The organism is Allobosea sp. (assembly GCF_030695125.1).
Taxonomy (GTDB): Bacteria; Pseudomonadota; Alphaproteobacteria; order Rhizobiales; family Beijerinckiaceae; genus Allobosea.
This window is the reverse complement of record NZ_JAUYTP010000026.1, coordinates 1-25,951: the sequence shown is the minus strand read 5'-3', so window position 1 is coordinate 25,951 and position 25,951 is coordinate 1. Positions and strand designations below refer to the sequence as shown.

The 25,951-nt window shown below is 67.2% G+C and carries 25 protein-coding genes; 18 read left to right on the top strand and 7 right to left on the bottom strand.

Annotated elements, in window-relative coordinates; translation table 11 throughout:
• The first annotated feature begins 9 nt into the window (after nt 1–9).
• The 7 genes from Q8S38_RS07195 to Q8S38_RS07165 all read left to right on the top strand — a co-directional run bounded on the left by Q8S38_RS07195 (nt 10) and on the right by Q8S38_RS07165 (nt 7,801).
• The gene (locus tag Q8S38_RS07195) at nt 10–219 is read left to right on the top strand and encodes a hypothetical protein (RefSeq protein WP_305679742.1); all 210 of its coding nucleotides are present in this window, start codon (nt 10–12) and stop codon (nt 217–219) included.
• A gap of 15 nt (nt 220–234) precedes the next feature.
• On the top strand, nt 235–3,780 hold the full coding sequence (locus Q8S38_RS07190; protein ID WP_305679741.1) for a coiled-coil domain-containing protein: 3,546 nt from the start codon (nt 235–237) through the stop codon (nt 3,778–3,780).
• Nucleotides 3,780–4,370 (top strand): hypothetical protein, encoded by a 591-nt coding sequence (locus Q8S38_RS07185; RefSeq protein WP_305679740.1) that lies wholly within the window; start codon nt 3,780–3,782, stop codon nt 4,368–4,370. Before Q8S38_RS07190 ends, Q8S38_RS07185 begins: the two co-directional genes overlap by 1 nt.
• Nucleotides 4,367–6,430, top strand: a complete 2,064-nt coding sequence (locus Q8S38_RS07180; RefSeq protein WP_305679739.1) for a hypothetical protein — start codon at nt 4,367–4,369, stop codon at nt 6,428–6,430. Before Q8S38_RS07185 ends, Q8S38_RS07180 begins: the two co-directional genes overlap by 4 nt.
• A complete protein-coding gene (locus tag Q8S38_RS07175) occupies nt 6,427–6,750 on the top strand; it encodes a hypothetical protein (RefSeq protein WP_305679738.1) in 324 nt (107 codons plus the stop codon). Before Q8S38_RS07180 ends, Q8S38_RS07175 begins: the two co-directional genes overlap by 4 nt.
• Nucleotide 6,751: 1 nt before the next feature.
• Nucleotides 6,752–7,423: a hypothetical protein gene (locus Q8S38_RS07170; RefSeq protein WP_305679737.1), complete on the top strand. Its 672-nt coding sequence runs from the start codon at nt 6,752–6,754 to the stop codon at nt 7,421–7,423.
• A gap of 66 nt (nt 7,424–7,489) precedes the next feature.
• Nucleotides 7,490–7,801 (top strand): hypothetical protein, encoded by a 312-nt coding sequence (locus Q8S38_RS07165; RefSeq protein ID WP_305679736.1) that lies wholly within the window; start codon nt 7,490–7,492, stop codon nt 7,799–7,801.
• On the opposite strand, the gene Q8S38_RS07160 is transcribed toward Q8S38_RS07165, so the two are convergent.
• Nucleotides 7,798–8,592: a hypothetical protein gene (locus Q8S38_RS07160; protein ID WP_305679735.1), complete on the bottom strand. Its 795-nt coding sequence runs from the start codon at nt 8,590–8,592 to the stop codon at nt 7,798–7,800. The genes Q8S38_RS07165 and Q8S38_RS07160 overlap by 4 nt on opposite strands.
• A 276-nt stretch (nt 8,593–8,868) precedes the next feature.
• Here Q8S38_RS07160 and Q8S38_RS07155 point away from each other — a divergent pair, with 276 nt between their 5' ends.
• From Q8S38_RS07155 to Q8S38_RS07130, 6 genes are read left to right on the top strand one after another with little or no spacing between them, the layout of a single operon-like run.
• Nucleotides 8,869–10,377: a hypothetical protein gene (locus Q8S38_RS07155; RefSeq protein WP_305679734.1), complete on the top strand. Its 1,509-nt coding sequence runs from the start codon at nt 8,869–8,871 to the stop codon at nt 10,375–10,377.
• Entirely contained in the window at nt 10,377–10,595 is a 219-nt protein-coding gene (locus Q8S38_RS07150; RefSeq protein WP_305679733.1) for a helix-turn-helix domain-containing protein, read from the top strand. The genes Q8S38_RS07155 and Q8S38_RS07150 overlap by 1 nt, the downstream gene beginning before the upstream one ends.
• Entirely contained in the window at nt 10,595–11,521 is a 927-nt protein-coding gene (locus tag Q8S38_RS07145) for a hypothetical protein (RefSeq protein ID WP_305679732.1), read from the top strand. Before Q8S38_RS07150 ends, Q8S38_RS07145 begins: the two co-directional genes overlap by 1 nt.
• A complete protein-coding gene (locus Q8S38_RS07140; protein ID WP_305679731.1) occupies nt 11,521–12,243 on the top strand; it encodes a hypothetical protein in 723 nt (240 codons plus the stop codon). Before Q8S38_RS07145 ends, Q8S38_RS07140 begins: the two co-directional genes overlap by 1 nt.
• Nucleotides 12,236–12,652, top strand: a complete 417-nt coding sequence (locus Q8S38_RS07135; RefSeq protein ID WP_305679730.1) for a hypothetical protein — start codon at nt 12,236–12,238, stop codon at nt 12,650–12,652. The genes Q8S38_RS07140 and Q8S38_RS07135 overlap by 8 nt, the downstream gene beginning before the upstream one ends.
• On the top strand, nt 12,649–13,392 hold the full coding sequence (locus tag Q8S38_RS07130) for a hypothetical protein (RefSeq protein ID WP_305679729.1): 744 nt from the start codon (nt 12,649–12,651) through the stop codon (nt 13,390–13,392). Before Q8S38_RS07135 ends, Q8S38_RS07130 begins: the two co-directional genes overlap by 4 nt.
• Here the strand turns inward: Q8S38_RS07130 and Q8S38_RS07125 are convergent.
• The 3 genes from Q8S38_RS07125 to Q8S38_RS07115 all read right to left on the bottom strand — a co-directional run bounded on the left by Q8S38_RS07125 (nt 13,389) and on the right by Q8S38_RS07115 (nt 15,211).
• Nucleotides 13,389–13,814 (bottom strand): hypothetical protein, encoded by a 426-nt coding sequence (locus Q8S38_RS07125; protein WP_305679728.1) that lies wholly within the window; start codon nt 13,812–13,814, stop codon nt 13,389–13,391. The genes Q8S38_RS07130 and Q8S38_RS07125 overlap by 4 nt on opposite strands.
• Nucleotides 13,814–14,578 carry a hypothetical protein gene (locus tag Q8S38_RS07120; RefSeq protein ID WP_305679727.1) on the bottom strand — a complete coding sequence of 255 codons (765 nt, stop codon included), beginning with the start codon at nt 14,576–14,578 and terminating at the stop codon, nt 13,814–13,816. Before Q8S38_RS07120 ends, Q8S38_RS07125 begins: the two co-directional genes overlap by 1 nt.
• Nucleotides 14,579–15,001: 423 nt before the next feature.
• Entirely contained in the window at nt 15,002–15,211 is a 210-nt protein-coding gene (locus tag Q8S38_RS07115) for a hypothetical protein (RefSeq protein ID WP_305679726.1), read from the bottom strand.
• A 44-nt stretch (nt 15,212–15,255) separates the two neighbouring features.
• Here Q8S38_RS07115 and Q8S38_RS07110 point away from each other — a divergent pair, with 44 nt between their 5' ends.
• Entirely contained in the window at nt 15,256–16,515 is a 1,260-nt protein-coding gene (locus Q8S38_RS07110) for a tyrosine-type recombinase/integrase (protein WP_305679725.1), read from the top strand.
• 259 nt (nt 16,516–16,774) lie between these two features.
• Here the strand turns inward: Q8S38_RS07110 and Q8S38_RS07105 are convergent, their stop codons facing one another.
• The 3 genes from Q8S38_RS07105 to fabI all read right to left on the bottom strand — a co-directional run bounded on the left by Q8S38_RS07105 (nt 16,775) and on the right by fabI (nt 20,301).
• Nucleotides 16,775–18,025 (bottom strand): acetate/propionate family kinase, encoded by a 1,251-nt coding sequence (locus Q8S38_RS07105; protein ID WP_305679724.1) that lies wholly within the window; start codon nt 18,023–18,025, stop codon nt 16,775–16,777.
• Nucleotides 18,022–19,404, bottom strand: a complete 1,383-nt coding sequence (locus Q8S38_RS07100) for a bifunctional enoyl-CoA hydratase/phosphate acetyltransferase (RefSeq protein ID WP_305679723.1) — start codon at nt 19,402–19,404, stop codon at nt 18,022–18,024. Before Q8S38_RS07100 ends, Q8S38_RS07105 begins: the two co-directional genes overlap by 4 nt.
• Before the next feature lie 132 nt (nt 19,405–19,536).
• Nucleotides 19,537–20,301: an enoyl-ACP reductase FabI gene (fabI, locus tag Q8S38_RS07095; protein ID WP_305679722.1), complete on the bottom strand. Its 765-nt coding sequence runs from the start codon at nt 20,299–20,301 to the stop codon at nt 19,537–19,539.
• Between the two features lie 201 nt (nt 20,302–20,502).
• Between fabI and Q8S38_RS07090 the strand changes: the two genes are divergently transcribed.
• From Q8S38_RS07090 to Q8S38_RS07075, 4 genes are all read left to right on the top strand, one after another.
• The gene (locus tag Q8S38_RS07090; RefSeq protein ID WP_305679721.1) at nt 20,503–22,872 is read left to right on the top strand and encodes an Orn/Lys/Arg family decarboxylase; all 2,370 of its coding nucleotides are present in this window, start codon (nt 20,503–20,505) and stop codon (nt 22,870–22,872) included.
• Between the two features lie 10 nt (nt 22,873–22,882).
• The gene (locus tag Q8S38_RS07085; RefSeq protein WP_305679720.1) at nt 22,883–23,464 is read left to right on the top strand and encodes a GNAT family N-acetyltransferase; all 582 of its coding nucleotides are present in this window, start codon (nt 22,883–22,885) and stop codon (nt 23,462–23,464) included.
• Between the two features lie 185 nt (nt 23,465–23,649).
• A complete protein-coding gene (locus Q8S38_RS07080; RefSeq protein ID WP_305679719.1) occupies nt 23,650–24,900 on the top strand; it encodes a Zn-dependent hydrolase in 1,251 nt (416 codons plus the stop codon).
• Nucleotides 24,901–25,049: 149 nt separating this feature from the next.
• On the top strand, nt 25,050–25,733 hold the full coding sequence (locus Q8S38_RS07075; protein WP_305679718.1) for a cold-shock protein: 684 nt from the start codon (nt 25,050–25,052) through the stop codon (nt 25,731–25,733).
• Nucleotides 25,734–25,951 lie beyond the last annotated feature (218 nt).

Sequence of the window (25,951 nt, the reverse complement as noted above, 5' to 3'; positions counted from 1 at the left end):
GTGATGGTCGTGGATCAGATCCTCGACCTGGAGCTCGCGGGGATGGGCAGTGAGGCGTGGGACCTGTCCTACGCCCAGGTCCAGGCCTTCCACGCGAAGCTTATGTCGGAGCGGGCCGAGCAGGATCTCCGGCGTCACGGGGCCGCCCTCGCGGCGAACCCGAAATCGAAAGAGGCGGGAGAGTTCGCCCGGCAGTGGCTGGCCCTCCGAACGAGATAAGAAAGGAGGCCCGCGATGAACCGTAGAGAAGTCGCCGACCTCCGCACCAGGTTCTCGATTGAGGGCCTCGACGCCGTCAAGGCGGCCTTCCGCGAGACCTCCAGCGCCCTGAATTCCGTCCGCGAATCCACTCGCCAGTACCAGCGGGTCTCCGCCGGCGCGGTGAAGGATTCGCAAACCCAGCTGGTCGCCGCCAAGGAGGCCGCCCAGGCCGCCCGCGAGCAGATCGACGCCGTCCGGAAGGCCAACGCCGAGCGCCAGCGCGGATCGAACCTGGCCGGCCAAGGCATCGTCGCGCAGGCCAAGGCCGAGCTCGACGCCTCGATCGCCGCGCAGAAGCAGGCCGCCGCGGAGCTCAAGAAAATCCGCCGGCCCGGGCAGGGATTCCGCACCGACGCCGATTTCGATGCGTTCGAGGCCCGGAAGAAGGCGGCCCAGGACGCGCTCGTGCTCGCGCGCAAGGTCGCCCAGGCGAACGCCGATTCCTATCGCGGCGAGGTCAAGGCCGCGAAGGCGGCAGCCGACGAGATCCGCAAGGAGGGCGACGCCGCCCTGAAGGCCGCCATCGCCAACGCGGAAAAGAAGGCGCGTGCCGAGGAGGCCGCGGCGGCCCGCATCAGCAAGGCCATCGTCGAGGCCCGGAAGGCCGAGGTCGAGGCGACCAAGGCGGCCGCCGCCGCCGTCGAGGGCACCGCCGCGCAGAAGCTCAAGATCCGGCAGGCCGAGCAGAAGGTCGAACTGGAAGCCGCGAAGGGCCGCGAGACGATCGCGCGCGAGCAGGGCGCCGCCGCAGCGAAGGCCGCCAAGGCCAAGGAGATCGCCGACCGCAAGGCCGCGCAGCTTCCGGCGAAGCTCGCCAAGGACGAGGCGCGCGCCACCGAAAAGGCCGCGAAGGACGGCCTCGCCGCACAGAAGAAGGCCATCGCGGACCGCGAGCGCGCCGAGAAGGAATCGGCTGCGCGCCTGAAGCGCCTCCGGGAGATCCTGCCGACGGGCGGCGCGTTCTTCGGCCTGGCCGGAGCGGGCCTCGGGATCGCCGGCAGGGGCGCCATCGCCGGAGCCGGGGCCGCTGCGCGCGGGGGTCTTGCCGGCGCGACGGGTCTCGTCGGCACGTCGGCGCGCGCCAGCCGTGCACTGACCGGCATCGGGGTCGCCGCCGTCCGCACGACCGCGCAGATCACCGCGTCCCTTGGCACCACCGCTTTGGGCACCCTCACCGCCTTGGCCAGCCAGGCGCAGCGCGTCGCGAGCTCCGTCGCCCGCATCGGCGTCCGCGCCGGCGCGGCAGGCGTCGCCTTGGGAGCCGGCACCTTTGGCCTTGCGAAAAAGGCGACCGGCAAGGCAAGCGACGAGACCCTGGAGACCGTGAACTTCTCGCGCGCGACCGGCCTCACGCCGGAGGACTTCAGCGTCCTATCCGACGCGGCCTCGAAATTCGGCATCGATGTCGGCGACTTGAGGGGCTCGCTCATCCAGTTCCAGGGCCAGGTGAAGGCCGCCGTCAACGACCCGAATGGCGACCTGGGCAAGTATTTCCGCGAGATGGGCGTCGAGGTCACGGACGCCAACGGCAAGGCCAAGCAAACCGGCGCGCTGTTGCTCGACGTGATCGAGAAGTCCAAGCGTCTCGACCAGACCAGCCGCATCGATTTCTTGAGCAAGGCGTTCGGCGAGGACGACAGCGGCAAGCTCTTGCCCTTGTTCGACCAGATCGGCGCGTACGGCGAGTTGCTGTCGAAGACTCGCGCGCGCCAGGAAGAGCTCGGCAGCTTCATCACGCCGAGAGACTACCAGATCGCCCTCCAGTACCGGAATGCCGTGAAGGATTTGGGCTCGGCATGGAAGGGCGTCTCACTGGAGATCGCGAACGCCGTCGGGCCCGACGTCAGCAACCTGCTGACTGCGCTCGCGAACGACATCGGTCGCAACCGCGTGCTGATCGCGACGTATTTCCAGCAGGCATTTTTCCGGTTCTACAGCGTCACCCGGGACATCGTCCGTGCGCTCTTCTTCGGCGCGGAATACGGCGCCGCGACCGCGGAGAACCCCTGGGTCGCCAGCATGCTGCGCGGCTACATGAGCCTGCGCGACGGCGTCATGGCTGCCGTTCGCTTCGTCAAGGAGGCCCAGGCGACGATCGCCGGCGACGACGCCAAGGTCGTCGAGTTCCCGTGGCTCATCGGCATCCGCGAAGGCATCACGGGCGCGATCACGTACGTCAAGCGGTTCGCCTTCGAGCTAAAGGCCGCCCTCTACGGCGAGGAATACAACCTCGGCAGCGCCGAATTCCCGTGGATCTTCGCCATCAAGGCCGGAATCCAGGCCGTCGTCGCGGACGTGAAGCTGCAGTGGAACGACCTCCTGGCCGCGCTGACGACCGGCGGGGCGACGACCGCGCTCGGCGTCTTCGTCCAGGGCTTGAAGGCCGATTTCGACGCCGCGAAGGCCGTCGTACTCGATTTCACCACCACGATCGGCAAGATTTGGGACGACTTCTCCAAGATTTTCGCCAATTTCGGCGACAGGAATGCCCTCAAGAGCGAGGTGTTCAACTACGCGTTCCTGAAGTCGGCGGGCGATGGATTCTACTTCCTCGCCAATGCCGCGAAAGAGGGCTGGGAATGGTTTTCCAAGCTCTACAACGTCGTCTTTGACCTGTTCCGCGACTACTTGGGCCTGAATTTCGAATCTGTCGTCTTCTTTGGCGCGATCCTGACGTTTTCCGGCGTGGCCCGCGTGCTGACGTTCCTCTTGAGCGGCCTCGGCGTCCTGTTGAAGGGCCTCTTGTCGCCGATCAAGCTCGTCGTCGGAGCCCTCGGGATCGGCGCCGGCGCGGCTGCGACGGCCGGCCTGGCCGGCGCGGTCACCGGAATCGGCACTGCGGCCACCACCGCCGGCGCCGCAGCGGCTGCCGCAACCACGAAATGGGGCGGCCTGGCCGGCGTTTTCGCTCGGATCGCCGGTCTCCTCGGCGGTCCCCTTGGGTTGCTGCTGGGCATCGGCGGCGTCGCGTACGGCGCCTATTCGCTCTTCAAGGGCACCGACAACCCGACCGGCCAGCTGGCGGCCCTCGGCGAGGCCCTCGGAAAGATCAAGAGCGACCTGGGCGAGGCCGAGAAGGCGTTCAAGCTCGACGACGTGACCGCGCAGTACGCCTTCAATCGGCAGTACGTCGCCGACCAGGCCAAGCTCGCCAGCGCGACCGGCCTGCCCATGGGCGGCCTCAACGACCCGCGCCGGTTTTCCTACGACCAGCCCGAGGTCGAGGCCGTCTACGGCGGGACGTACAAGTATAACGGCGGCTACTACGACAGCCAGGAAGCCGCCATGGCGGCCCGCCAGGCCGCCATCGATGAGCGCCAGGCGATGGTGACGAAGTTCTACGCGGACAAGAACGCGGCGAACGTCGGGCCCCAGATGCCGAACCCGACCATCGGCGCCGGCACCGTCCCGACCGTGATCCCGATGTATTTCGGCGGCGAGAAGGTCATCGAGGTCAACGCCGCGCTCACGCCCGCCGAGATCCAGCGCATCCGCATGCAGCGGCAGAGGGGCTATTGATGAGCACCCCTTGGCACACCGCCCTGCGTATCGGCGGCCTGGTGATCCCATGCGGGGCGCACCTCGGCGTCAACCAGAACCACGAGCTTCTCCTGGAGGCGGAGTCGTACGTCACCTGGAATTCCATTCCGGAGATGCGCGGCCCTCTGGGCGAGCGCGACACCGACATCGAGCGCATCGAGATCTCCGTCGACCATCGCTGGGGACCCCACCTGCGCAAGTTGAAGCTCGGCGACGTCGTCCCGCTCTACTCGACCGAGAAGGAAGCCTTCACGATCGAGGCCGGGCAGACCTCGACGGTCCTTCCATTCCTCCCCGTGCCGCTCCTGCGTCCGGATTCCCGCAAGCCGCACGGCTTCCAGGTCCTGGCCTTCGCCGGCACGACGAACGACCGCATCCCCATCGCCGTCGCGGGTCGCACCGTCTCGATCGCGGCGGCCCTGCCGTACACCGTCGCCGGCCAATTCATGCCGATCCGGCCCATGCGCGTCGAGCGGAAGGCCGGAAAGAAGGTCGTCGAGATCGAGGGTCGGCAGTCCTGGGGCATCACCCTGGTCGACACGACCGAGCCGGATGGCTGGGCACCATGAGCAAGCTCTATCGCCACCTCGTGTGGCTCGACCACGCCATGGACGCTATCACCGACGCGGACCTCACCATCCGCGACGAGGTCGAGGCCGTCACGATTCTCCGGCAGGTCAACGCGGACCCGTACGTCGAGGTCGAACTGACGAACCCCGGCTGGGCCGCCTACGCCCCCGGCGCCAGGCGTGCGGCTGCCGTCGTGGAATCCGACGACGGGACCATGGCGACCGCCACGGTGCTTGCGCGCGGATGGCTGCGCTCGCTTCCGGACACCCTGGGGAAGAACGGCGTCACGATCACCCTGGAATGCTACGGCACGGTCGAGGAAATCCGGCTGGCCAAGAACGAGGCCGCCCGGGCCTTCAACGCCGCCAACCTCCCGCCGGAGAACGAGTATAACCAAGGCGGCGCGCTGGAGGGCGACGAGACCGCGCTTTACGTGCCCGATCAGGATTGGCTGATGGGCCGCCTTGAGACCGAACGCGACCAGGTCGAGGTCGGGCGCACGCTCGACTGGCACTGCGACCCCGTCACGCACGCCTGGTCGCTGCACGACTACACCGTGCCCATGGGCGCGACCCGCAGCATCGGCGAGCGCTACGATCCGAAGACGCTGTCCCGGTCCCCGACGAAGGGCTGCCCGCGCCGCGTCAAGATGAAGCTCGTCTGCAATTTCAGCACGAATCTGACCGGGATCTGCAACATCGCGCCCGCCATTTTCATGCCCGTGACGAGCATGACGGGGTACAACTATTTCCTCCAGCAGCGGCCCGGTCTCTCGCAGGGCTGGCAGCTCGACGTGCCTGTCGTCCAGGTCGTCAACAGCGTCACCAGGCCCTTCGGCCCGCTGGCCTACGACATGAGCCGTCGGCTCGTCTTCGAGACCTTCAACGCCGGGACCAACACCTGGGACCGGACCTACAGCGGCATCGGCTGGGGCCGCCACCGCTATACCGTCGAGTTCTTCCGCTACCAGTATTTCTTCATGTCGTGGGTGGCGCGCTGGACGTACGCGCAGAACCGGCGCGAGGTCGTGCACCTCACGCTCGACGTGCCGACGCAAGAGGTCACGGGTCTCGTCGACGAGCTTGAGCTCTCGGATCGCTCGCTCTCGCAGATCTATACGACGCCGCTCTTCCTCACCGAGGACCAGGACGAGGACGCCGAGGCCGAGGAGCCGCCGGCGCCCTACGACGCCGAGCGCATCTACGACACCGGCGACAAGATGCTGTTGCAGGGCCGCGAATACGTCTCGACGGTCGACGGACTGCAGGGCGTCTCGTGGTCGGTCTCGATCGTGTCGCCGACGTCCGCGAGCGTAGTCGTCGACCCGCGCTGGCAGCCGACGAATCGCCGCCCGGCGTTCCCGTCGCCCGTCCATTCCGTCTTCGACACCCGGCGCGGCAAGGCCTCGATCGCGGCGGCATTCCGGCTGATGCGCAAGGAGGTTTTCAAGCTCCTGTACGAGGACATCACCGTCACCGTGGATCGCGCGCACTTCCCCGCATGGGCGCTCGGCGACACGTGCGAGATGCTCCTCCCGGGCCGATTCGACGAGCCGATGAAGCCCGCTAGCGGTCGCGTCACCTCGATCACGGAGCGCCTGTCCGCGCGCGGCGACACCGTCCAGATCAGCCTCCAGATCGGCAAGGGCCAGGGCGGCGACGCGGTCGCGCGCGAGGCGAGCATCAATGAATTCGGGGCGACCGATTATTTCAACGGGGACTACACCGACACCGACGAGACCGATTTCTACACCGCCGGCGACGACATCGAATGGACGTTGGACGCCGATCCCCTCGTCATGCCGATCGACACGTCCAAGCTGGGGCAGTCAAGCTATTCGGTCCTCCAGATCAGCGTCCAGGGCAGCGCGGCCGCGCACCAGGATCGCGTGGACGCACTCGCCGCGGCGGGCAGGCGGATTACCGCACTGTCGAGCGCTGACCTGCCGCCGACGTCCGTCAACGTGACGATGCGGTCCCTGAATAGAGACGGCACGATCATCCGCAAGATGCGCGCCGCCGGCGTGATGACCAGGACACCACGGGGGATGACGCTATGAGCGGCAGCGAACTCACCAAGCTCCTCGACGACCGCGACGCCGACGGCGAGAAGGGCCCGCAGAACGCAGGCGTCGCCTTCGCCGACCCGATCACTGCGGTCACGAACACGCAGCAAGCCGGCAGCGTGACGTCGCCGCAGATTTTCCGGACCTACTGGAGCGATCCCGTGCCGCCGCTGGCGCTCGACAACACGCGGACCAAGACGGAGCAGGCGAGGAGCGTCACGGGATACATGGAGATCCTCGCGACCACTTTTTACGACGGGCACGAAATCTATGACACGCCGCTCGGCAGCGGCCTGAAGACGAGGATTTACTGACATGGTAGCCCCACTCACCCGTTGGTCGCCCGGCGACCCACGCCTCACCGGCGTCCAGATCGACGCCAATTTCGGCGAGCTGGAGGAGCGCATCCAGTCACTCGTCGACGCCGACGGCAACAGCCTCATCGCGTCGATCGCGACGAACTCCGGCGGCCAGGTCGTCATCACGCTGACGGACGGCCGGTTCTGGGCCGTGGATGCCGCCGCGCCCATGTGGCGCCCCCCGGTCGCCCGGGTCGCCGGCACGGCCTACGCGGTCCGGGATACCTACATCCAGGACGGCTCGACGTACCTCGTGCTGACCGCGCACGTCGCGGCCACCTTGGTCGCCACCGACGTCGCCGCTGGCCGGGCTGTCATGATCGCGCGCGCGGGCACCGACCGCGAGGTCTCCCGGGGACTCTACAACGGGGCATCGGCCTACCCCGCTTTCAGCGCCGTCTATACCCTGTCGGGCTCGACCGCGACGTTCTACAAAACCTTCCTGGACGTGGCGATCGGCGGGCCCGCGCCGGGGACCTTCCCCTGGTACGTCATCGGCTACGAGACCATTCCCGCATCGATCGTCAACGACCTCACCGAGGGGAAGACGCAGGCCGTAATCAATGCCGAGCTCCGCGCGGAGATCCAGGACCTCAAGGACCGCCTGCTCGCGGCCTCCATTCCATGACATTTCTCGCTGCAAGCCGTTGAGTTTGTAGCGGGAATGCCGAATCGTTCACTAGTATACGATTCCATGAAAACACCCGACGACCGCATCGAAACCATGAAGGCCCGCCTCCACGGCGAGATCCTGCGCGTGATCACCGTGCACAAGCTCACCTACGACGAGCTGTTCCGGATCACGGGCTACTATTTCGACCGGTCGCACATGTACCGGCTCCGGGAATTCACGAACAACTGGTCGCCCAAGAAGTACATCCACATCGCGAGATCGCTCGGGATCGACGTCCCGGACATCATTCCCGTTCCCGGCGCCCCCGCTCCAAAACTGGACGCCGTGCTGGCGACGAGGCGAGCCAAGGCCGCCGCCGCAGAGGCCGCCTAGATTCCGATTTGGATCCGGAGGTCGCGCGGTAGCTGCCGGCGATGCGTCTTGAGCAGTCCCAGCCCGTGCGCGGCCTCGCGTTCCGTTAGAGTCCGCTTTCCGGCGAGCACGTGCCCGAGCACGGTCGTCGAGCGGCTCCAGCCGATCCCGTTGGATTCCGACGCCAGGTCCGCGTCGTCAGCGGAGAGGTAACGGCACCCCTCCAGGACCGCATCGCGCAGCGCCCCGTCGGCGCACCGCTGCATGGCGTCCGCATGGGCCTCTGCCCGTAGCGTCGTCTCCGCGCGCGCTCGGGTCGCCTTGGCCGCGTCGACGATCTTGCGCGCCCGCCGCCACGTGTCACCGTCCATGTCTTCCAGGGCAGCGAGCTCGACGGCCTCGCCGGCGATCTTGCCGGTCAGCAGCCAGGGCGCCTCCACGAGAAGCGTCCGCAGGTCCGCGAGCGTCCCGGCGATCCGCTCGACGCGCAGCCTCTCGATCTCGACCAATACGGCGTCGGCGCGCTCGCGGTGCAGCCGCATCGCCGTCTCGCGTGTCAACTCGTCCTGGGCGACCTTGGCGCGCGCGGCGGCGTCGGCTTCCTCGGCGACGGCGCGGTAGGCGGCGTCGTCGCGGGTCGGCTCGACCCAGCATTCCACCCTGTTACCGAAGTCGCGCCCGATCCCGATGCGCGCCAGATCGTTCATCCGCAGCCGCAGCGCGGCTTCCATCACGGGCGTCGACTCCGCTTTCAACAGCAGCCGACGGCCGTACTGACCTTTGAGGGTCCAGGTCTCGATGTCGAACAACACGGTCGTCGCCTCCAGATACGCTCAAGAGCATACTTAGCACGGAAGACCGATTCGCGCCAAAAGGCACAGATTTGGGAACCTAAGACCCCTTAGCTTCCAAAATAGGCCCTCGCTCTAAACTTCCCGAAAATAAAGTTGGAGGGTCAAACGCTATAGCTGCATCGCGTTTGAGGCTTTCGTCCCGGCGTCAACTCTCAACTGACCTTGCAACGCGCCCACGGCGAGCGAATCATTTCGGTGTCCGCGCCGTTGCGGATTCATCGAAAGACACCCGCCATGGCCACCATCGCCAAGAAGTCCGGCCTCGCCGCCGTCAAGAAGTCCACCGCAACCGCCGCCCGCCGCCTGGGGGGTGTTCCCGAGAAGCCGGAGCGCAACGCCGCCGTCGTCGCAGACGTCCGCTCCGGCATGAAGCAGGCCGCCGTGGCCGCGAAGCACGGCATCAGCCGCCCGCGCGTCAGCAAGATCCTGCGCAATGCGCTGAAGGCAGCCGCCACCGCGCCCGCCCCGACAGAGAAGGTCGAGCGCAACGCCGCGATTGCCGCCGAGGCCCTCGCCGGCGACCGGCTTATCGACGTCGCCGCCAAGCACGGCGTCAGCCCCGAGCGCGTGCGTCAGATCGTGAAGCGGGTCGCCCCGAACTACGCGGCGCGGCCGCGTGGCGAGACGCTCCGGCAGGCGATCGTCGCGGATGCGGCGACGATGACGACGAAGCAGATCGCCGCGAAGCACGGTGTCACGATCGATTACGTGCAGACCGTGCGCCGCCTCGCGGGCGTCGCCGTTCCCAAGCCCGTTAAGAAGCCCGTCGAGCCGCGCGTCAGCGCCAAGGATCTGCGCGCCGAGCGTGACCGCAAGATCCTCTTCGAGGTTGCCGCCGGCGCAATGCACAAAGAGGTCGCGGCTCGGCACGGCATCGACGATAGCCGCGTGGCGCAGATCGTTCGCCGCGACGCACCGCACCTGTCGAGGATTTCGAAGATCGAGATCCGCGACGAGGCGATCGTCGCCGACGCCAAGGCGGGGCTCACCCGCGCCCAGATGGCCGAGCGCCACGGCATCACGAAGGATCGTATCACCGACATCATCTCGCGCGCCGGCGTCAAGGCTCGCGTCCCGACCCGCACCAAGAAGCCCGGCACGCTCGTTGCGCAGGCGATCAAGCTCGCACCGACGCACACGCCATCCCAGATCGCCGAGATCCTCGGTTCCACGAGAGCCGTCATCACGGCCGCTCTCCACCGCGTCGGCGTCAAGGCGATCGACGGTCGGACGCTTTACGCCGCCGAGCGCCGCCGCAAGCTCACCCAAACGCCGCCCTCCGTCCCGGAGATCGCCGCGACCGCCGTGGCGACCGAGCTTGCGCGGCCCTTCGTTCCGCTGCCCGAGCCGCTGGCCGTCGCCCGCGTAGTCAACAACTTCGGGCGTGACGAGGCCGTCGAACGTTGGGGGTACGTGTCGCCGGCGACCCTGGAATCCCTTCTCGCCGAGGGCCGCAAGATCATCGCCGACGAGATGGCCCGGCTGAAGGCCGACGACGACCTGCTGCCCAAGCCCTCCTCCGTCGAGGTCTTTGTGAAGCCGTCGGCGGCCTACGTCGCCGAAACCGTGGCGCACCACGGCATGGAAGCCGCCCGCACGCGCTGGCCGTTCCTGCCGACCGACGAGCTGTTCGAGCTCAATCGCGAAGGCAGCCGCCTCATCTCGCCGCCCGCCGACGAGCCGCTCCAGCCGCTGGGTGTCCGCGTGTGGCGCGCGATCAAGCGCCTGTTCGGGAGGTCGTGATGGCCGCTCGGCAGATCACCGCCATCGAAGTCCGCGACCGCCTCAACCGGGCGATCGCGGCCTACGGACCCGGCACCCAGGCGGCATGGGCGGCGGCCAACGGGCTCTCGAAGCAGTACGTCAACGACGTCGTCAAGGGTCGCCGCGCCGGCGGGGAGAAAATCCTTGCCGCCCTGGGGCTGAAGAAGCCGGTCCCGGCCATCGCGGAGGTCGCGTGATGGGCCGGGCTCGCGGATCGGAGAACAACACGGATTTGGCTTACGAGAAGCCGAATCCGATCAAGGTCTACGAGATCAGCCGCGATTACGGGGCCGAAGCGGCAGCCGCGCGCTGGTTCTGGCTCACCCCGAAAGCCGTCCAAAAGATCGCGCAGCAGGGTCACGAGATGACTCGGGGCGTGACTGGCGAACGCAAGGCCGGGCCTCGGCGCAAGACGAACCCCGAGCAGGAAGACGCCATCATCGCCGCGGCTACCGCCGCCGGAAAAGTCCACGGCATCGGCGTCCCGTTCGGCGTGAGCGATTCCCTGGTCCGCACCCTCTTTCGCGAACGCGGGCTGGAATATCCGAAGACCGACTACGCCGTCCGCGCCGCCCGGGGGAAAGCCACCCGCCGCGAGCGCAACGCTGCGTTTCCCGCGCAAACCCGCACCCTCATTCCCTACATCGGCCAAGAAGGATCGAACGTCGTGAGCATGCCCATCAGCATCCGGGGCCACGCGCTCCCGTCCGTCGCCGCCGCCAAGCCCGCCACCGTGACCTCCGACCCCAGCAAGGGCACGTGGGGCATGGAGCGCAAGGTCCCCGCCGACGGCGTCATCCGCGCCGACCATGCCGCCGGCATGACGCCGTCGGAGATGTGCCGCCAGTACGGCGTCAAGGGGATGGACTACCACCTCAAGCGGCTCGGGCTGTCCAAGTCCCGACCCGTGGTGACGCAGCCCGCTCCCGTGGTCGCCCCCGCTCACGTCGAGGCCACCCCGGCCCCGGCCCCGGTCGCCCCGACCGTCGCGCAGCGCCCCGCCCCCGCTCCCCTGCCCGAGGTCGAGGACCTGGACCTGATGATCCTGGCCGCCCGGATCGTCTCCGCCGCCGGCTGCGACGCCCCGACGGCCATCTCGATCGTGCGGTCCTGGAGGTCGTAATGCCCTGGGTCAAGCACGAGACCTATTCGATCGACGACGACGTGAACGTCATCCCGGACCCGGTCTTCGCTTACCAGCTTGCCGAGTCCCACGGCTACGACGCCTGCGTCGAACGCTGGAGCTGGATGAAGGAGGCCCGGATCGGTCGCCTGATTCAAAAGGGCCGCCGCATCGTCCAGGGCAGGGCCGCCCGCGCCGCCACAGGCGCCGCGCTGTCCGACATGCAGACGCTGGACGCCAAGATCGTCCGGGTCACCGAGGAAATCGGGAACGTCGAGACGGCCATCGCGGAGCTCGGCGTCAGCCGCGAGCGGATCATGGCGGCGTTCGATCGCCTGGACCGCAAGCCGCCGAGCGCGAGGAAGCGTCCTTCCGAGGCCGCGCTGCGGGACGCCTTCGCCCGCGGTTTGTCAGCCGAGGCGACCGGTCGCGAGCTTGGATGCGGGGCGCCTACGGTCCGGATCGCGTGGGATCGCCTTGGGCTGGACCTCAAAGCCCGGAAACGGGCGATCCGGATCCAAAAGGCGGCCGCCGAGATGGCTATCAGCGTGGACGCCGCCGCCGGCATCCGGCTGCCCGAGGTCACCGTGAACGACGTCATCGCGGACATGGCCGAGGGCCTGGGGCTGGCGGCCATCGCCCGAAAACGCGGAGTCCCTGTGCATCGGATCACCCGCATCTGCCGAATTCACCGCATCCCAGGAGCACACTCCCATGCGTGACAGCAACAACACCTGGTACGCCGACGTTAACCCGCAACGCCTCATCCAGCAGGTCGAATCGATGGGGTCCGTCGAGGAAGTGCAGGCGACTTATTACCCGTACAGCCAGAGCGTCGATTCGCTCACGAAAATCCTGGCCGACGCGCGCGCTAAGGCTGCCAAGCCCTCCGCGAAGGCCGAGAGAGACGACGCGGACCACATCGTCGAGACGACGCAGCGGGTGTCCTCCGTTTGGCTCGCGTCGAGGGAACTAGGGATCGCCGAGGCGACGATCCGGAAAGTTTTTAAGAGGCGGGGGCTGGCGATCCCGCGGCTCGACAAGGGCAAGATTCGCGCCGCTTGCGCCGTCGGCTGGTCGAAGCGGCGGGCTGAAAATCGGAGCCCAACGCAGCGCCAGCAGGCCGCGTGATCGCGATGGCCAGGAAATCTCATCCGGCGCAGATCGCCTTCGACTTCACTATCCCCGAGGTCGCCAGCGATCCGGTCCAGGCTTGCCGAGACGCTGGCATATTCAACGCGCTCGGCAACTACGATCCGCTGCACGGGACGGTCCAGGACCTTTCCGTTCCTTATACGCCGCGGTCGTTCTCTTTCCCGGTCAGACTCTATCGAGACGAGCGCAGCGCGCAGTGGATGCTCGATCTGTCGACCCCGGCCATGGAATCGATCCCACTCGTGCGCAGGATCGCCAAGGTCACGGGGATCGAGCCGCAGTGGCGGTCTGGGCCGGCTCGATATGGCCAGTGGCATCACGCCGTGGATCTGGCGACCGACAAGGGGATCGCCCGGCTGTTGTCGACCCAGGAGCACACGATACCGAAATACACGCTACGCGCGATCGGATTCGGTCTCCACACCGGAGAGCTTTCGACGAAAGAGGCGCGGCGCGCGCTCGGGATTATGGGCATCCCCGAGCCGTTCGATCGCAGCGCAAAGATGCTCGCCGGCGATGGCCTGCGCGTGTGCCGCACCGTACTGGTCCCGGTGATCGATGGGGATGATCCCGGAGTCGGCGCGTGGGGCAACATCCATGCGATCGAGGACGGCTGGATCACGAAGCCTCGTCCAGGCAAGCACGGTCGCATGACGGAGGAAGGCTGGCGCAGGCGGGGAGAGACCCCGCCCGCGCCGTTCAAGAGGGCCGCCTAGGCCGCGACGTCGCTCACTTGCACGACCTGGCAACCCAGGTCGCCGAAGTCGTGAGCCATCGTCTCGCACCACGCTTCGCTGTCGAAATTCAGGCACGCCAGCATCATCTTTTGACGGCCGGGGTTACCCCGCGTCGCGCACAAGCGCAGGGCCCCCTTGGCGATCATCGGCCGCAGTTTCCCCGATTCGTCGAGATGCATCAGCACGACGACGTCGCTTTCGTCGAACATCTTGCGCATGCACTGCTCATAGGTCGCGCGTGCATCTGCATGAGGGACGGAATCCAGGGCGGCGCGCAGGCGGTCGAGATTCGCCCGCGCGTCCGCCTCGACCGGGATGTCCTTCGCGAGCTCCTTGAACACCCGGACGGCCAGGTCGTAGATCGCGTCGGTGATCGCGGCGTTGTGGATGAGGGGCCGCATCACAGGACACCTGCCGAGGCGACCTGATCACCCATCTTACCGCGGAGCAGGAACGCCTGCTCCTTGTCGGCGACGATCATCGACGTGGTCCGCCAGGACTGACCGGTAACCGGATCGACCCCGCTGGTCCCCACCGTCCGGTCCTTCGCGACGAGGTACCCGAGTTCACAGGGTTCGTCGGAGTCGCGGAACATCAGGATGACCCGATCGTGCGCGGCGAAAAGATCCCGGTACCATTGGACCTTGTCGCCTCCACCCGCCTCGCACTTTAGCAACCGCTCAAGGTTCGCGTTTGCTTCCGGAGCGAGGTCGCGCAGCGCCTTCGGGACGGGCACGCGATTCGGCGACTTCGAGATCGAGACCCGGAGGCCCGGCTTCTCGCTTTGACGAAGCCTTTCGCGATCGTAGTGCGAGTCCCTCGAAAACATCGCGCGCATGCGCTTGGCATCCGCGGCCGAGGGGCAGTGCCAGGCCGTCAACCGGAGATCGAGCTCCTGGCCCTGGTTGACGCGGGCCATCTTGCCGGCGCCATGGATCACCTCCGATGTGAAGGCACCGGCGTGATCGGGATGCGGATAAATGGCGAAGACGATATCGTGAGCGTGGAACGTGTCGCGCAAGTGCGCGTCCACACCACGTGGATCAGCGAGCGCCGACCCGGCGAGTGCGTTCGCCTTCTGATAGATTGAGGGATCGAAATCCAACGAGACCTTGCGGGTCTCGAAGGCACGGGCAGTCGCAGCGGTAATATCGATGAGGTTCATCTGAGGCGTAACTCCGAGAAGAAATGGACACACGTGTGACCTGGAAGCCTTCCAGGCCCCAGCTTCAGCCGGCTATTCGCCTGCCGTCAGCCGGGTTCGTGCAGTCCATCGACGTCGCCGTGCAGCTTGCGAATACCCTGCAATCGGTCGTCGTCACGCGGCTGGTCTCAGCGCAGTGCAGCCCGAAAATATGGGCGGCATCGAACGCGTCGAAGCGTCGATCCCCCATATTCGCGTTGATAGCTGGACTCGTGAGACTCATGAAAACGCGTGCCCTCGAAACTCTGATTTGAGCAACATCCCATAGAGGTTTTGACGATTACCTAATTGAAATCGCGCAATTCTATTGAATCTTCGTTTTGCATCGTATGGAAATCACTATTGACTGCAGCACTACGGTGCGCGACTCTCCAAGGCATGGATTCAAAACACGTTTTCGACCTGGGTCGGATTGACCTGTCCGAGGGGCAGCAGGATCTCGCAGCAGTCGCCGGCGAGGACTCCCCCCTCACGCTGGAGACCGCAATCTGGTCGCCCGAGGTCGCAGGACCGCTCGGTTTCCCCGCTTTCAGCGTCGCGGACCTGCGCGGCGCGATCCGGCGCGGTGACCTGCGGCCCGAGCGGCACGGTCATCGAATCCTCGTCACGCGCCGTCAGCTAGTAGAGTGGAGAGACCGTTGCCGCGTCCAATCAAGCCGCCCCGCCTCGACGTCGACGAGAAGCGCGGGAAATACATCATCCGCGACACCGACCCGGCGACCGGCAAGCCCGTCAAGCGCCGACTCGACGTCCGCGCTGGCGATGATCGAGCGGCTCAAGCGGCCCTTGGTGCGTACCTCTTAGAGCGGGAGCGCATCCAGCGCGAACTCGATTTCGCCGCGCCACCGGATGACGATCCGACCACGAGCGATCCCCGGCTCGTCAGCATCGAGCGCTGCCTTGTCTTCTATGGTCAGCGGCAGATCGGGACGCCGAACCAAAACCTGGCGGGCTACCATATGGCGCATCTGATGCGACATTGGGGCGGCAAGAACCTGGCGCAGGTCCGGGGCGTGACGTGCCGGGCCTACGTCGATAAGCGCACGGCCGAGGTATTCGTGCCCAAGGGTGCGAAGGCCGGGAAGCCCGTGTCGCCGGCGACAGCCAGGAGGGAGCTTGAGACCCTCTCGGCGGCGATCGGGGCGTGGCACAAGGAATTCACTCTCACGGCGCGACCGCAGGTGACGCTCCCGGCGAAGGCCGATGCGAGCCCCGACTGGCTGACCGATTCGGAATACGCAGCGATCCTACGCATCGCCCAGGGCGAACGAATCGTCAGCGTCGACGGCGTCCGCACCTGGGAACGCAGCGGCGAGCCGTTGCCCCACCTGGAGCGCTTTCTGGAGATCGGATTCGCGACGGGAACCCGCAGCGCGGCGATCCTTGGCCTGGGATGGGAGCGCGATCCGGAGGGCATCCGTGGATGGATCGATTTCGGGGCGATGACGATTCACCGCTCCGGAGCGAAGGCGGTGAAGACGCGCAAGCGCCAGCCAGCATGCCGCATCCCCGACCGCCTCCTGCCTCGCCTGGTCGAATGGCGCGAGGCCGATCGCAAGCTCGCCGCCGAGCTCGCCAAGGAAGGCGTCACCCTCCCCAACCGAATCGTCCGCTACCAGGGCCAGCCGATCGCACGGATCGGGCAGGCCTTCGAAGCGGCGGCCAAGCTTGCCGACCTGGGGAAGCGCGATATCGACGGGTCCGACCGCTTGGCCGAGGGTGGGCCAGGGACGCCGACGCCGCACATACTGCGGCACTCGCGGGCGACGTTGCTCCTGCGGGCGGGCGTGGCGCCTGCCGAGGTCGCGGAGTTCCTCGGCATGTCGATGAAAATGCTTCTGGAGACTTACGGCCACCATCACGTCGAGTACCAGAAAGCGGCGGCGGCGGCGGCTTGAGGTGGTCCCGAAATGGTCCCGTAACCCTACGGTTTGGTCTCGAATCGCCATGCACGGCCATGCACGGGACGTCACCGCAAGCGATTGATCCTGCAGGGATTCGGGCCGTTCCGCAGGGACGCGAAACCGCTTTAGGAATACGTTGACATCGTAGGGGTCACAGGTTCGATCCCTGTCGCGCCCACCATATTCGAAGCCCTGCAAATCGTCGGATTTGCAGGGCTTTTTCTTTTGTCCATCGCAGCTGTCGCCAGCCGGGTCAGGCGGCACCGGCCGCCGGCACGCCGGCGATGGCGCGTGCGGCGCGCGCGATCACCAGATCCTCGCGGGTCGGCACGATCATCACGGTGGTGCGGGCGAATTCCGAGGAGATCACCGTCGCACTCTCGGCATTGCGGCCATGGTCGATCTCGATTCCCATCCAGCCCAGCCGCTCGCAGACGCGCCGCCTGACGACGCGCGAATTCTCGCCGATGCCGCCACAGAAGACGAGCGCGTCGATGCCGCCCATCACGGCGGCCATGGCGCCGAGCTCGCGCTGGATGCGGAAGACGAAATAGTCGATCGCGCGGTGGGATTCAGGCGTGTCGGCCTCCTCCAGCGTGCGCATGTCGTTGGAGAGCCCGCCCGAAAGGCCCAGCAGTCCGGATTCATTGTAGAGGATCTGCCGGATCTGCGCCGTGTTCAGCTTTTCCTGGTCCAGCATGTAGAGCATCACGCCGGGATCGAGCTGGCCGCAGCGCGTGCCCATCGGCAGCCCGTCCAGCGCCGAGAAGCCCATCGAGGAGGCGACCGAGCGCCCCCGATAGATCGCGCACATCGAGGCGCCGTTGCCCAGATGCGCGACGACGACGCGGCCGGCCATCAGATGCGGCGCGATCTCCGTCATCTCGCCGGTGATGTATTCGTAGCTCAGCCCGTGGAAGCCATAGCGGCGCACGCCCTGCTCGTAATAGCGATGCGGCAGGGCGAAGGTGTCGTTGACGAAGGGCTGGCCGCGATGGAACGCGGTGTCGAAACAGGCGACCTGTGCCACGCCGGGAAAGGCCTCCATAGCGGCGCGGATTCCGGCGATGTTGTGCGGCTGGTGCAGCGGAGCGAAGGAGGACAGCGTCGAAAGCGTCTCCAGCACCGCCTCGTCCACAACGACCGGGGCCGTATAGTGGATGCCGCCATGGACGACGCGGTGGCCGACGGCGGCGATCTTGAGATCAGGCAGTTCGCGCTTGAGCGTCGCGATCACGGTCGCCAGCGCGGCATCATGGCTGGTCAGCGCGCCCTCGGCGGGCTCGATCGGCTGGCCCGCACCGTCCTTGATCTTCAGCGTGCCCTCGGGGCCGATCCGGTCGACCAGCCCGGTCATCAGCGCGGTTTCGCCCTGCGCGGGAAAGACCGCGAATTTCAGCGAGGAGGAGCCGGCGTTCAGCGCCAGGAAGCCGGCATCGCGCCAGACGTCGGGCCTGTCGGTTTCAGCCGCGATGATCTCGACCGTCATGGCGTCTGCCGTCATGGCGTCTCTCCCTTGCAGGCATGGTGGAGCGCCGCCACGGCGCAGGAGGCCAGGCGCGACATGGCGCTGTCGGAGCGCGAGTTCAGGATCACCGGAACGCGCGCACCCAGCATGAGGCCGGCGCCCTCGGCATGGCTGACGAAGGAGAGCTGCTTGGCCAGCATGTTGCCGGCGTCGATGCCCGGCACGACCAGGATGTTGGCCCGTCCGGCGACCCCGCCCCTCAGGCCCTTGCTGCGCGCGGCGCCGCGGTCGATCGCATTGTCCATGGCGAGCGGCCCGTCGACCTGCCCGCCGGTGATCTGGCCGCGCTCGGCCATCTTCGACAACAGCGCGCCGTCGATCGAGGACTGGATCGCCGGATTGACGGTCTCGACTGCCGAGAGAATGCCGGCGCGCGGCTCCATGCCGAGCGAACGAGCGAGATCGATGGCGTTCTGGACGATGTCCACCTTGGTGGCGAGGTCGGGCGCGATGTTGATCGCGGCGTCGGTCACCATCACCGGCTCGGGATGGCCGGGCACGTCCATGACGAAGACATGGGTGAAGCGCCGCCCGACCCTGAGGCCGGTGACCTTGTCCAGCATCGGCTTCAACAGATCGTCGGTGTGGAGATGGCCCTTCATCACCGCCCCGGCGCGCCCCTCATGCACCAGCTGGCAGGCCATCGCCGCCGCTGCGACGTCGCCGGCGATGTCGATGATCTCGAACCCCGACAGATCGGCCTCCAGCGCCAGCGCAGCCGCGCGGATCTTATCCGCGCGCCCGATCAGGATCGGCGTGATGATGGTTTCCTTCGCCGCCAGCAGCGCCCCGCCGAGCGAGTTCTCGTCATGCGGGCACACCACCGCGACCGGCAGCGCCGGCAGCGGGCGTGCCCGCTCCAGCAGCGCCTCGAAATGCCGGTGGCGCTGGACGACGAGGCCCGGCACCTCGACGCCGTCGCGGTCGAACTTCACCTGCGGCGCGATCACGATCGCCTCGCCGCTGACGATCACCGCGCCATCCAGCGGGCGCACGACCTGCGTCTCCATGCGCACCACGCCGTCGGCCAGCTTTTCCAGCACCCTGACCCGGCATAGCAGCTCGTCGCCGGCATGGGCGCGTTCGTGGAAATCGAGCACCTGGCGGCGATACAGCGTGCCGGCGCCCGGCAGGAGCATGCCCAGAACAGCCGAAATCTGCGAGGCGACGAACATGCCTGGAACCATGTTCTCGGCGAACCCGTCGCCATCGACATCGGTCTGCGGCAGATGCATCGGGTTGTAGTTGCCCGAGGCCGCCGCGAAGACATAGAGGTCGTCGGGGGTGATGACGCGGCGCAGTTCCGCCGTTTCGCCGGGCTGCAGCTCGGCGAAGGTCCGGTTGATCAGATGCATCTCAAGCGTCCTGTCTGGTCGCGGTCTGGCCATGACGATGGCGCCGGGCGACCGCCTCAGCCTTAGCGGTTTCCCGAGCGGTGGTCACGGCGTCGAACCGGTCGCGGGCGCAGGCCATGAGTCGGGGCTCCCTCACGCGATGATCGAGAAGCCGCCATCGATGGCGTGGATGCCACCGGTGAGGTTGCGAGCCTCCGCGGAGGCGAGGAACGCCGCCATGGCCCCGACATCCTCGATCGTGGCGAGGTGGCGCGTGGGCGCACGGCTGGCGGCCGCGTCGAGCAACTCGTCGAAATGGTCGATGCCCGAGGCAGCGCGCGTCGCCAGCGGCCCCGGCGAGAGCGCGTGAACGCGGATTCCCTGTTCGCCGAGTTCGGCCGCCGCATAGCGCACGGCGCTTTCCAGCGCGGCCTTGACCGGGCCCATCATGTTGTAGTGCCGCACGACCTGCGACGAGCCGAAGAACGACACCGACAGGCAGGTGCCGCCGGCGGGCATCAGCGGCTCGGCGAGCCGCATCATCTGCAGGAAGGAATGGACCGAGATCGTCATCGCCTGGGCGAAGCCCTCCGAAGAGCAATCGACCACGCGGCCCTGCAGATCGGCCTTGGGTGCGAACGCGATCGAGTGCAGCAGCGTGTCGAGGCGGCCCCAGCGCTGGCCGATCTCCTCGAACAGCGCCGCCATCGCGCCCGGCTGGGTGACGTCGAGCGGCGCCATGATCTGCGCATCGAGCGCTTCGGCGAGCGGCCGAACAAAGGGCTCGGCTTTCGCGTTGAGCCAGGTGACCGCGAGGTCGGCGCCCTGCCGACGGAATGCCTTGGCGCAACCCCAGGCGATGGAGTGCTCATTGGCGATGCCGACGACCAGGATCTTCTGACCGTGAAGTGAAAACATCTCTGCCCCCAGTGCAGTGCAGCATAACCGGGGTTGGCGTCGAAGCCATGACGGTTTGCGGACCACGTTTCGAATGGCGCTTCGTCATCAGACAACGCCGGCATGCGGCGACTTGTTGCGGTCGGCCGGCAAACGGCCGATCGTTCGTCGCAGCGTCATGAAAACCGTAGATATCCCGAGATTCAGACCGACGGAGCCGAGATGGACTATTTCAGGCGCTTCACCTTCCTGTTCGCGACGCCGAACTTCGATGCCGAGGACCTCGAGGGCATCCGCTTCCACCAGATCGTCGACGAGATCGAGCGGTCCGGCTTCGAGGTCGTCAAGGCGCGCAAGCTCGAGGACGCCGAGATCGCGGTGCAGACCGACGCGGCGATCGGCTGCATGGTCGTCGACTGGGGCAAGAAGGGGCTGGAGGGCAAGACCGCCGCGCTGATCAACCTGATGCGCCGGCGCGGGCTCGAATTCCCGATCATCCTGCTGATCCGCCGCAAGCGCTTCGAGGATGTTCCGGTCGAGGTGCTCGACTTCATCGACGGCTACATCTTCCTCTCGGAGGAGACACCGCCCTTCATCGCCAAAAGCCTGATCAGCCGGCTCAAGCAATATGCCGAGACGCTGAAGACGCCGTTCTTCGGCGCGCTCGTCGATTATGCCGAGGAGGGCAACCATCTCTGGACCTGCCCCGGCCATAATGGCGGCGTCTTCTACAGCCGCAGCCCGATCGGCCGGGTCTTCATGGAGCATCTCGGCGAGGCGGTCTTCCGCGACGACCTCGACAATTCCGTGCTCGACCTCGGCGATCTCCTGACTCATGAGGGCCCCGCCCTCAAGGCCCAGAAGGAAGCCGCCCAGATCTTCGGGGCGGAGAAGACCTATTTCGTCCTCAACGGCACCTCGACCTCCAACAAGGTCGCGCTGGCCGCGCTGGTCACCGATGGCGACCTCGTCCTGTTCGACCGCAACAACCACAAGGCCGCCCATCACGGCGCGCTGCTGATCTCCGGCGGCACCCCGGTCTACATCCCCACCGTGCGCAACGCCTGGGGGCTGATCGGCCCGATGCGCTGGGACGCCTTCGACGAGGATGCCCTGCGCGAGCGCATCCGCACCAACCCGCTGGTCAAGGACCCCGAGGCCTGGAAGAAGCCGCGCCCCTTCCGCGTCGCGGTCGTCGAGCAATGCACCTATGACGGGACGATCCACAGCGCCCAGATGATCCTCGAGAAGATCGGGCATCTCTGCGACTACATCCTGTTCGACGAGGCCTGGGCTGGCTTCATGAAGTTCCACCCGCTCTATGCCGGGCGCTTTGCCATGGGGCTGAAGGATCTCGGCCCGGATTCGCCGGGCATCATCGCCACGCAATCGACCCACAAGCAGCTGGCGAGCTTCAGCCAGGCCTCGCAGATCCACATGAAGGACCGGCACATCAAGGGCCAGAAGCGGCGCGTCGAGCACCGCCGCTTCAACGAGAGCTTCATGCAATACGCCTCGACCTCGCCCTTCTACCCGCTCTTCGCCTCGCTCGATGTCGGCGCGCAGATGATGAAGGGGCGGTCCGGCGAGGTGCTCTGGGACGACACGATCCGGCTCGGCATCGAGCTCAGAAAGAAAATCCGGGCGGTCCGCCGCGAGTTCGAGGAGAAGGAGGCCAGGCCCGAGCGGCGCTGGTTCTTCGAGCCCTTCGTGCCCGACCGGGTCTCGATTCCCGATGCGGCGCGCCCGGGCGGCGTGCATGACGTCGCCTGGGAAATGGTCGCGACCGACCAACTCGCCAGCGACCCGGCCTTCTGGCAGCTTTCGCCCGGCGCCGGCTGGCACGGCTTTGCCGGCATGGAAGCCGGCTTCGCCATGACCGACCCCAACAAGCTCACCCTGCTCACCCCCGGCTTCGACCGGACGACCGGCGCCTATGAGGACCATGGCATCCCCGCGCCGGTCGTCGCCCAGTTCCTGCGCGAGAACCGCATCGTCGCCGAGAAGAACGACCTCAACTCGCTGCTCTTCCTGCTGACGCCGGGCGTCGAGGCCAGCAAGGCCGGGACGCTGATCAGCGGGCTCGTCGCCTTCAAGAAGCTGCATGATGACAACGCCCTGCTCGAGGACGTCATTCCCGAGTTCTACCGGCGCCGGCCGGCCCGCTATGACGGCGTGCGCCTGCGCGATCTCTGCGGGCAGATGCACCGCTTCTTCCGCGACTGGGATGTCAGCGGCCTGCAGACGCGTCAGTTCCTTCAGGAACACCTGCCCGAAATGGCAATGTCGCCCCATGAAGCCGCCCGTTGCCTGACCCGCAACGACGTCGACTATCTGCCGATCGACACCATCGCCGGCCGCATCGCGACGACGCCCTTCGTGGTCTATCCCCCCGGCATCGCGTCTATCGTCCCGGGCGAGCGCCTGGGCGAGCGCGCCCAGCCGATGATCGACTATCTCAGGATGTTCGAGGCGAGCTTCAACACCTTCCCCGGCTTCGATGTCGAGATCCAGGGCGTCTATCGCGAGACCGATCATGCGGGCGCGGTCAGGCTCTACACCTATGTCGTCAGCGAAGCGGCCGGCGGCTAGGCAGGCCAGGATGGACGCCCACAACCCCATCGTGATCCGGGCGTCGCGCGAGGCCGATGTCGAGCCCATGCTGGCGATCTACCGCCGCCATATCCGCCGGGGCGTCGAGGACGGCGTCGCCGACACCGGCACGCCGCAACCCGACGACCTGAAGGAGCGGCGCAAGAACCTGCTCAGCAGCAAGAACCCCAAGAACAGGAAGCTGCCGCATCTGGTGGCGACGCTGCAGGGCGAGGTCGTCGGCTACGCCTATGTCGTGCTGTTCCGGAAGCGGCCGGCCTACCGCTTCACCGTCAAGCACTCGGTCTATGTCCACCACGACCATCTCGGTCGCGGCATCGGGCGGCTGCTGATGCAGGCGCTGATCGATGCCAGCGCAGCGGCCGGCTACCGGCAGATGATCGGCTATATCGACGCCGAGAACGCGGCTTCGCTGTCGCTGCACGAGCGCTTCGGCTTCGCGAGGGTCGGCCTGCTGCCCGGCGTTGCCTATCGCTATGGCAAATGGTCCGACAGCGTCATGGTGCAGCGCTCGCTGGGCGCCGGCGCGACCCTGCCGCCGGCCGCGGAAGGCGGCACCGCGGCGCGCTGAGGCGAGCCCGGGAGCCGCCGTTCCGAACCCGGCTGGCCGTTGACCCCCGGGGCGTCATGCCTCCTGCGCAAGACGCCTTCGCCACTCTGCGTTTGCCGCCCTGTCCGCTTTGGCCCGATACTCGCTTGGCCCGAAGGAGGCTGCGCCGCCGCGCCGCCCGCAGACGAGAGCCGAAGACGAGCGCCATGGACCAGCCGACACCCGCCCATATCGACATGGACCGCTTCTGGGCGACGATCGAGCGCTCGGGCGAGATCGGACCCGGCCGGCCCGGCGGCCTGTCGCGGCTGGCGGCGTCCGATGCCGACAAGGAGGTCCGCGACCAGTTCGTCGCCTGGTGCCGGGAGGCCGGGCTAAGCGTCCGCATCGACGGCATCGGCAACATCTTCGCCAGGCGCGCCGGCAGCGACGACAGCCTGCCGCCGGTGGTGATGGGCAGCCATCTCGACACCCAGTTCAATGGCGGCCGCTTCGACGGCATCCTCGGCGTGCTCGGCGGGCTGGAGGTCTGCCGCGCGCTCGACACGATCGGCCATCGCACCCGCCGGCCGATCGAGGTGGTCAACTGGACCAATGAGGAAGGCGCCCGCTTCTCGCCGCCCATGGTCGGCTCGGGCGCCTTCACCGGAACCTACACGCTCGACTGGGCCCGCGGCCGCATCGACGAGGACGGCAGGACGATGGGCGAGGAACTCGCCCGCATCGGCTATCTCGGTGAGGTCCAGGACAGGCCCCATGCCTTCGACGCCTATTACGAGCTGCATATCGAGCAGGGGCCGATCCTCGACCGCGAGGGCATGCAGGTCGGCATTGTCACCGGCGGCTTCCCCTCGACCGGCATGCTGATCGAGTTCAAGGGCGAGACCGCCCATACCGGCCCCTGGCCGATGGAGAGGCGCAGGAACGCGCTGATCGCCGGCGCGCGCTTCCTCGTCGCGGTCGACGATCTCGGCTGGGTCCATGCCGGCACGGGCGGCAAGGCGACCGCCGCCCGCCTCGTCGCCTGGCCCAACAAGCCGGGCATCCTCTCCGACTGGGCGCAGGCCGTGGGCGATGTCCGCCATCCCGATCCGACGACCTCGGCGGTGATGGCCGAGGCGATGCGGCGGGCCGCCTTCGAGGCCGCGGCGAAGGCCGATTGCAGCGTCGAGATCCTCGATGTCTGGCAATGGGGCGGGCGGATCTTCGCGCAGGACCTGATCGAGCAGGTCCGGGGTATCGCGACCGTGCGCGGCTACCGGCACAAGGACATCCTCAGTCAGGCCGGGCACGATGCCTATTTTGTCGCCCGCCATGCCCCGACGACGATGATTTTTACCCCCTGCAAGGGCGGCATCACCCACAACAACGGCGAGCTCTGCACGCGCGAGGACCTCGAGCCTGGCCTCGATGTGCTGCTGCAGGCGGTGCTCGCCCGGGCCGACCGGCCGGACTGACTGCAACGCCGGCAAAAGATCGGCGGCGCCGCTACGGGAGACCGGGCGCGCGGCGCATCGCTGCTGACAATTTACCCGTCATCCCCCGATGACGGCGCGCTTTGCTTGCGCTAGATTGTGCGCTCCCGGTCACTCATCCTCGAAGCTCCATGTACGATCGTCGCCCGCCTTCCGCCGCCCAGCCTTTCGTCACGCACGAGAATATCGAAGCCAAGGTCAAATGGTTCGACCCCGAGAAGGGGTTCGGTTTCGCATCGCCCGCCGATGGTTCGGGCGATGTGTTCTTGCATATCTCGGCGATCGGCCCGCTCGACCAGCAGTCCCTGCTGCCGGGCGCGACCATCGTCTGCGATCTCGGCGAAGGCCGCCGCGGCCTGCAGGTCGTGGCCGTGCACGAGATCGACGCCTCGACCGCGACGCAGTCGGCGCCCCGCGCACCCCGCGCCCCACGTGACGATTTCGGCGGTGGCGGTTACGGCGGTGGTGGCGGCTACGCCGATCGCGGTGACCGCGGCGGCTATGGTGACCGTGGCGGTGATCGCGGTGGCTATGGTGGCGGTGGTGGTGGTTATGCCGATCGCGGCGATCGCGGCGGCTTCGGCAACCGCGACAGCGCCCCGATGGACGGCCCCTTCGACGGCGCCGTGAAGTTCTTCAATACGGAGCGCGGCTTCGGCTTCATCGCGCCCGACCAGGGCGGCGCGGACGTGTTCCTGCACGTCTCCTCGCTCAGCCGCAGCGGCCTGCAGCCGCCGATGGACGGGCAGCGCGTGCGCTTCTCGATCCGCGCCGGCAAGAAGGGCCCGGAAGCGGCGAACGTCAGCTACATCTGACACCGTCGCCCCGACAGACGATCAGGCCCGCCGGCTCGCGCCGGCGGGTTTTTTCATGGCAGCGGCAGGATGGCCGGTCGGACCGTGATCTGTCCTGGCCTGTTCCCGCGGGAACAGCGCACCGATGGGCCTGGCTCTAGGGTCAATTCATCGGCGAACGGATCGCCGCCCAGCCAGAGGATGAGCGTCATGACCAAGAGCTTCACCAAGACCGTCGC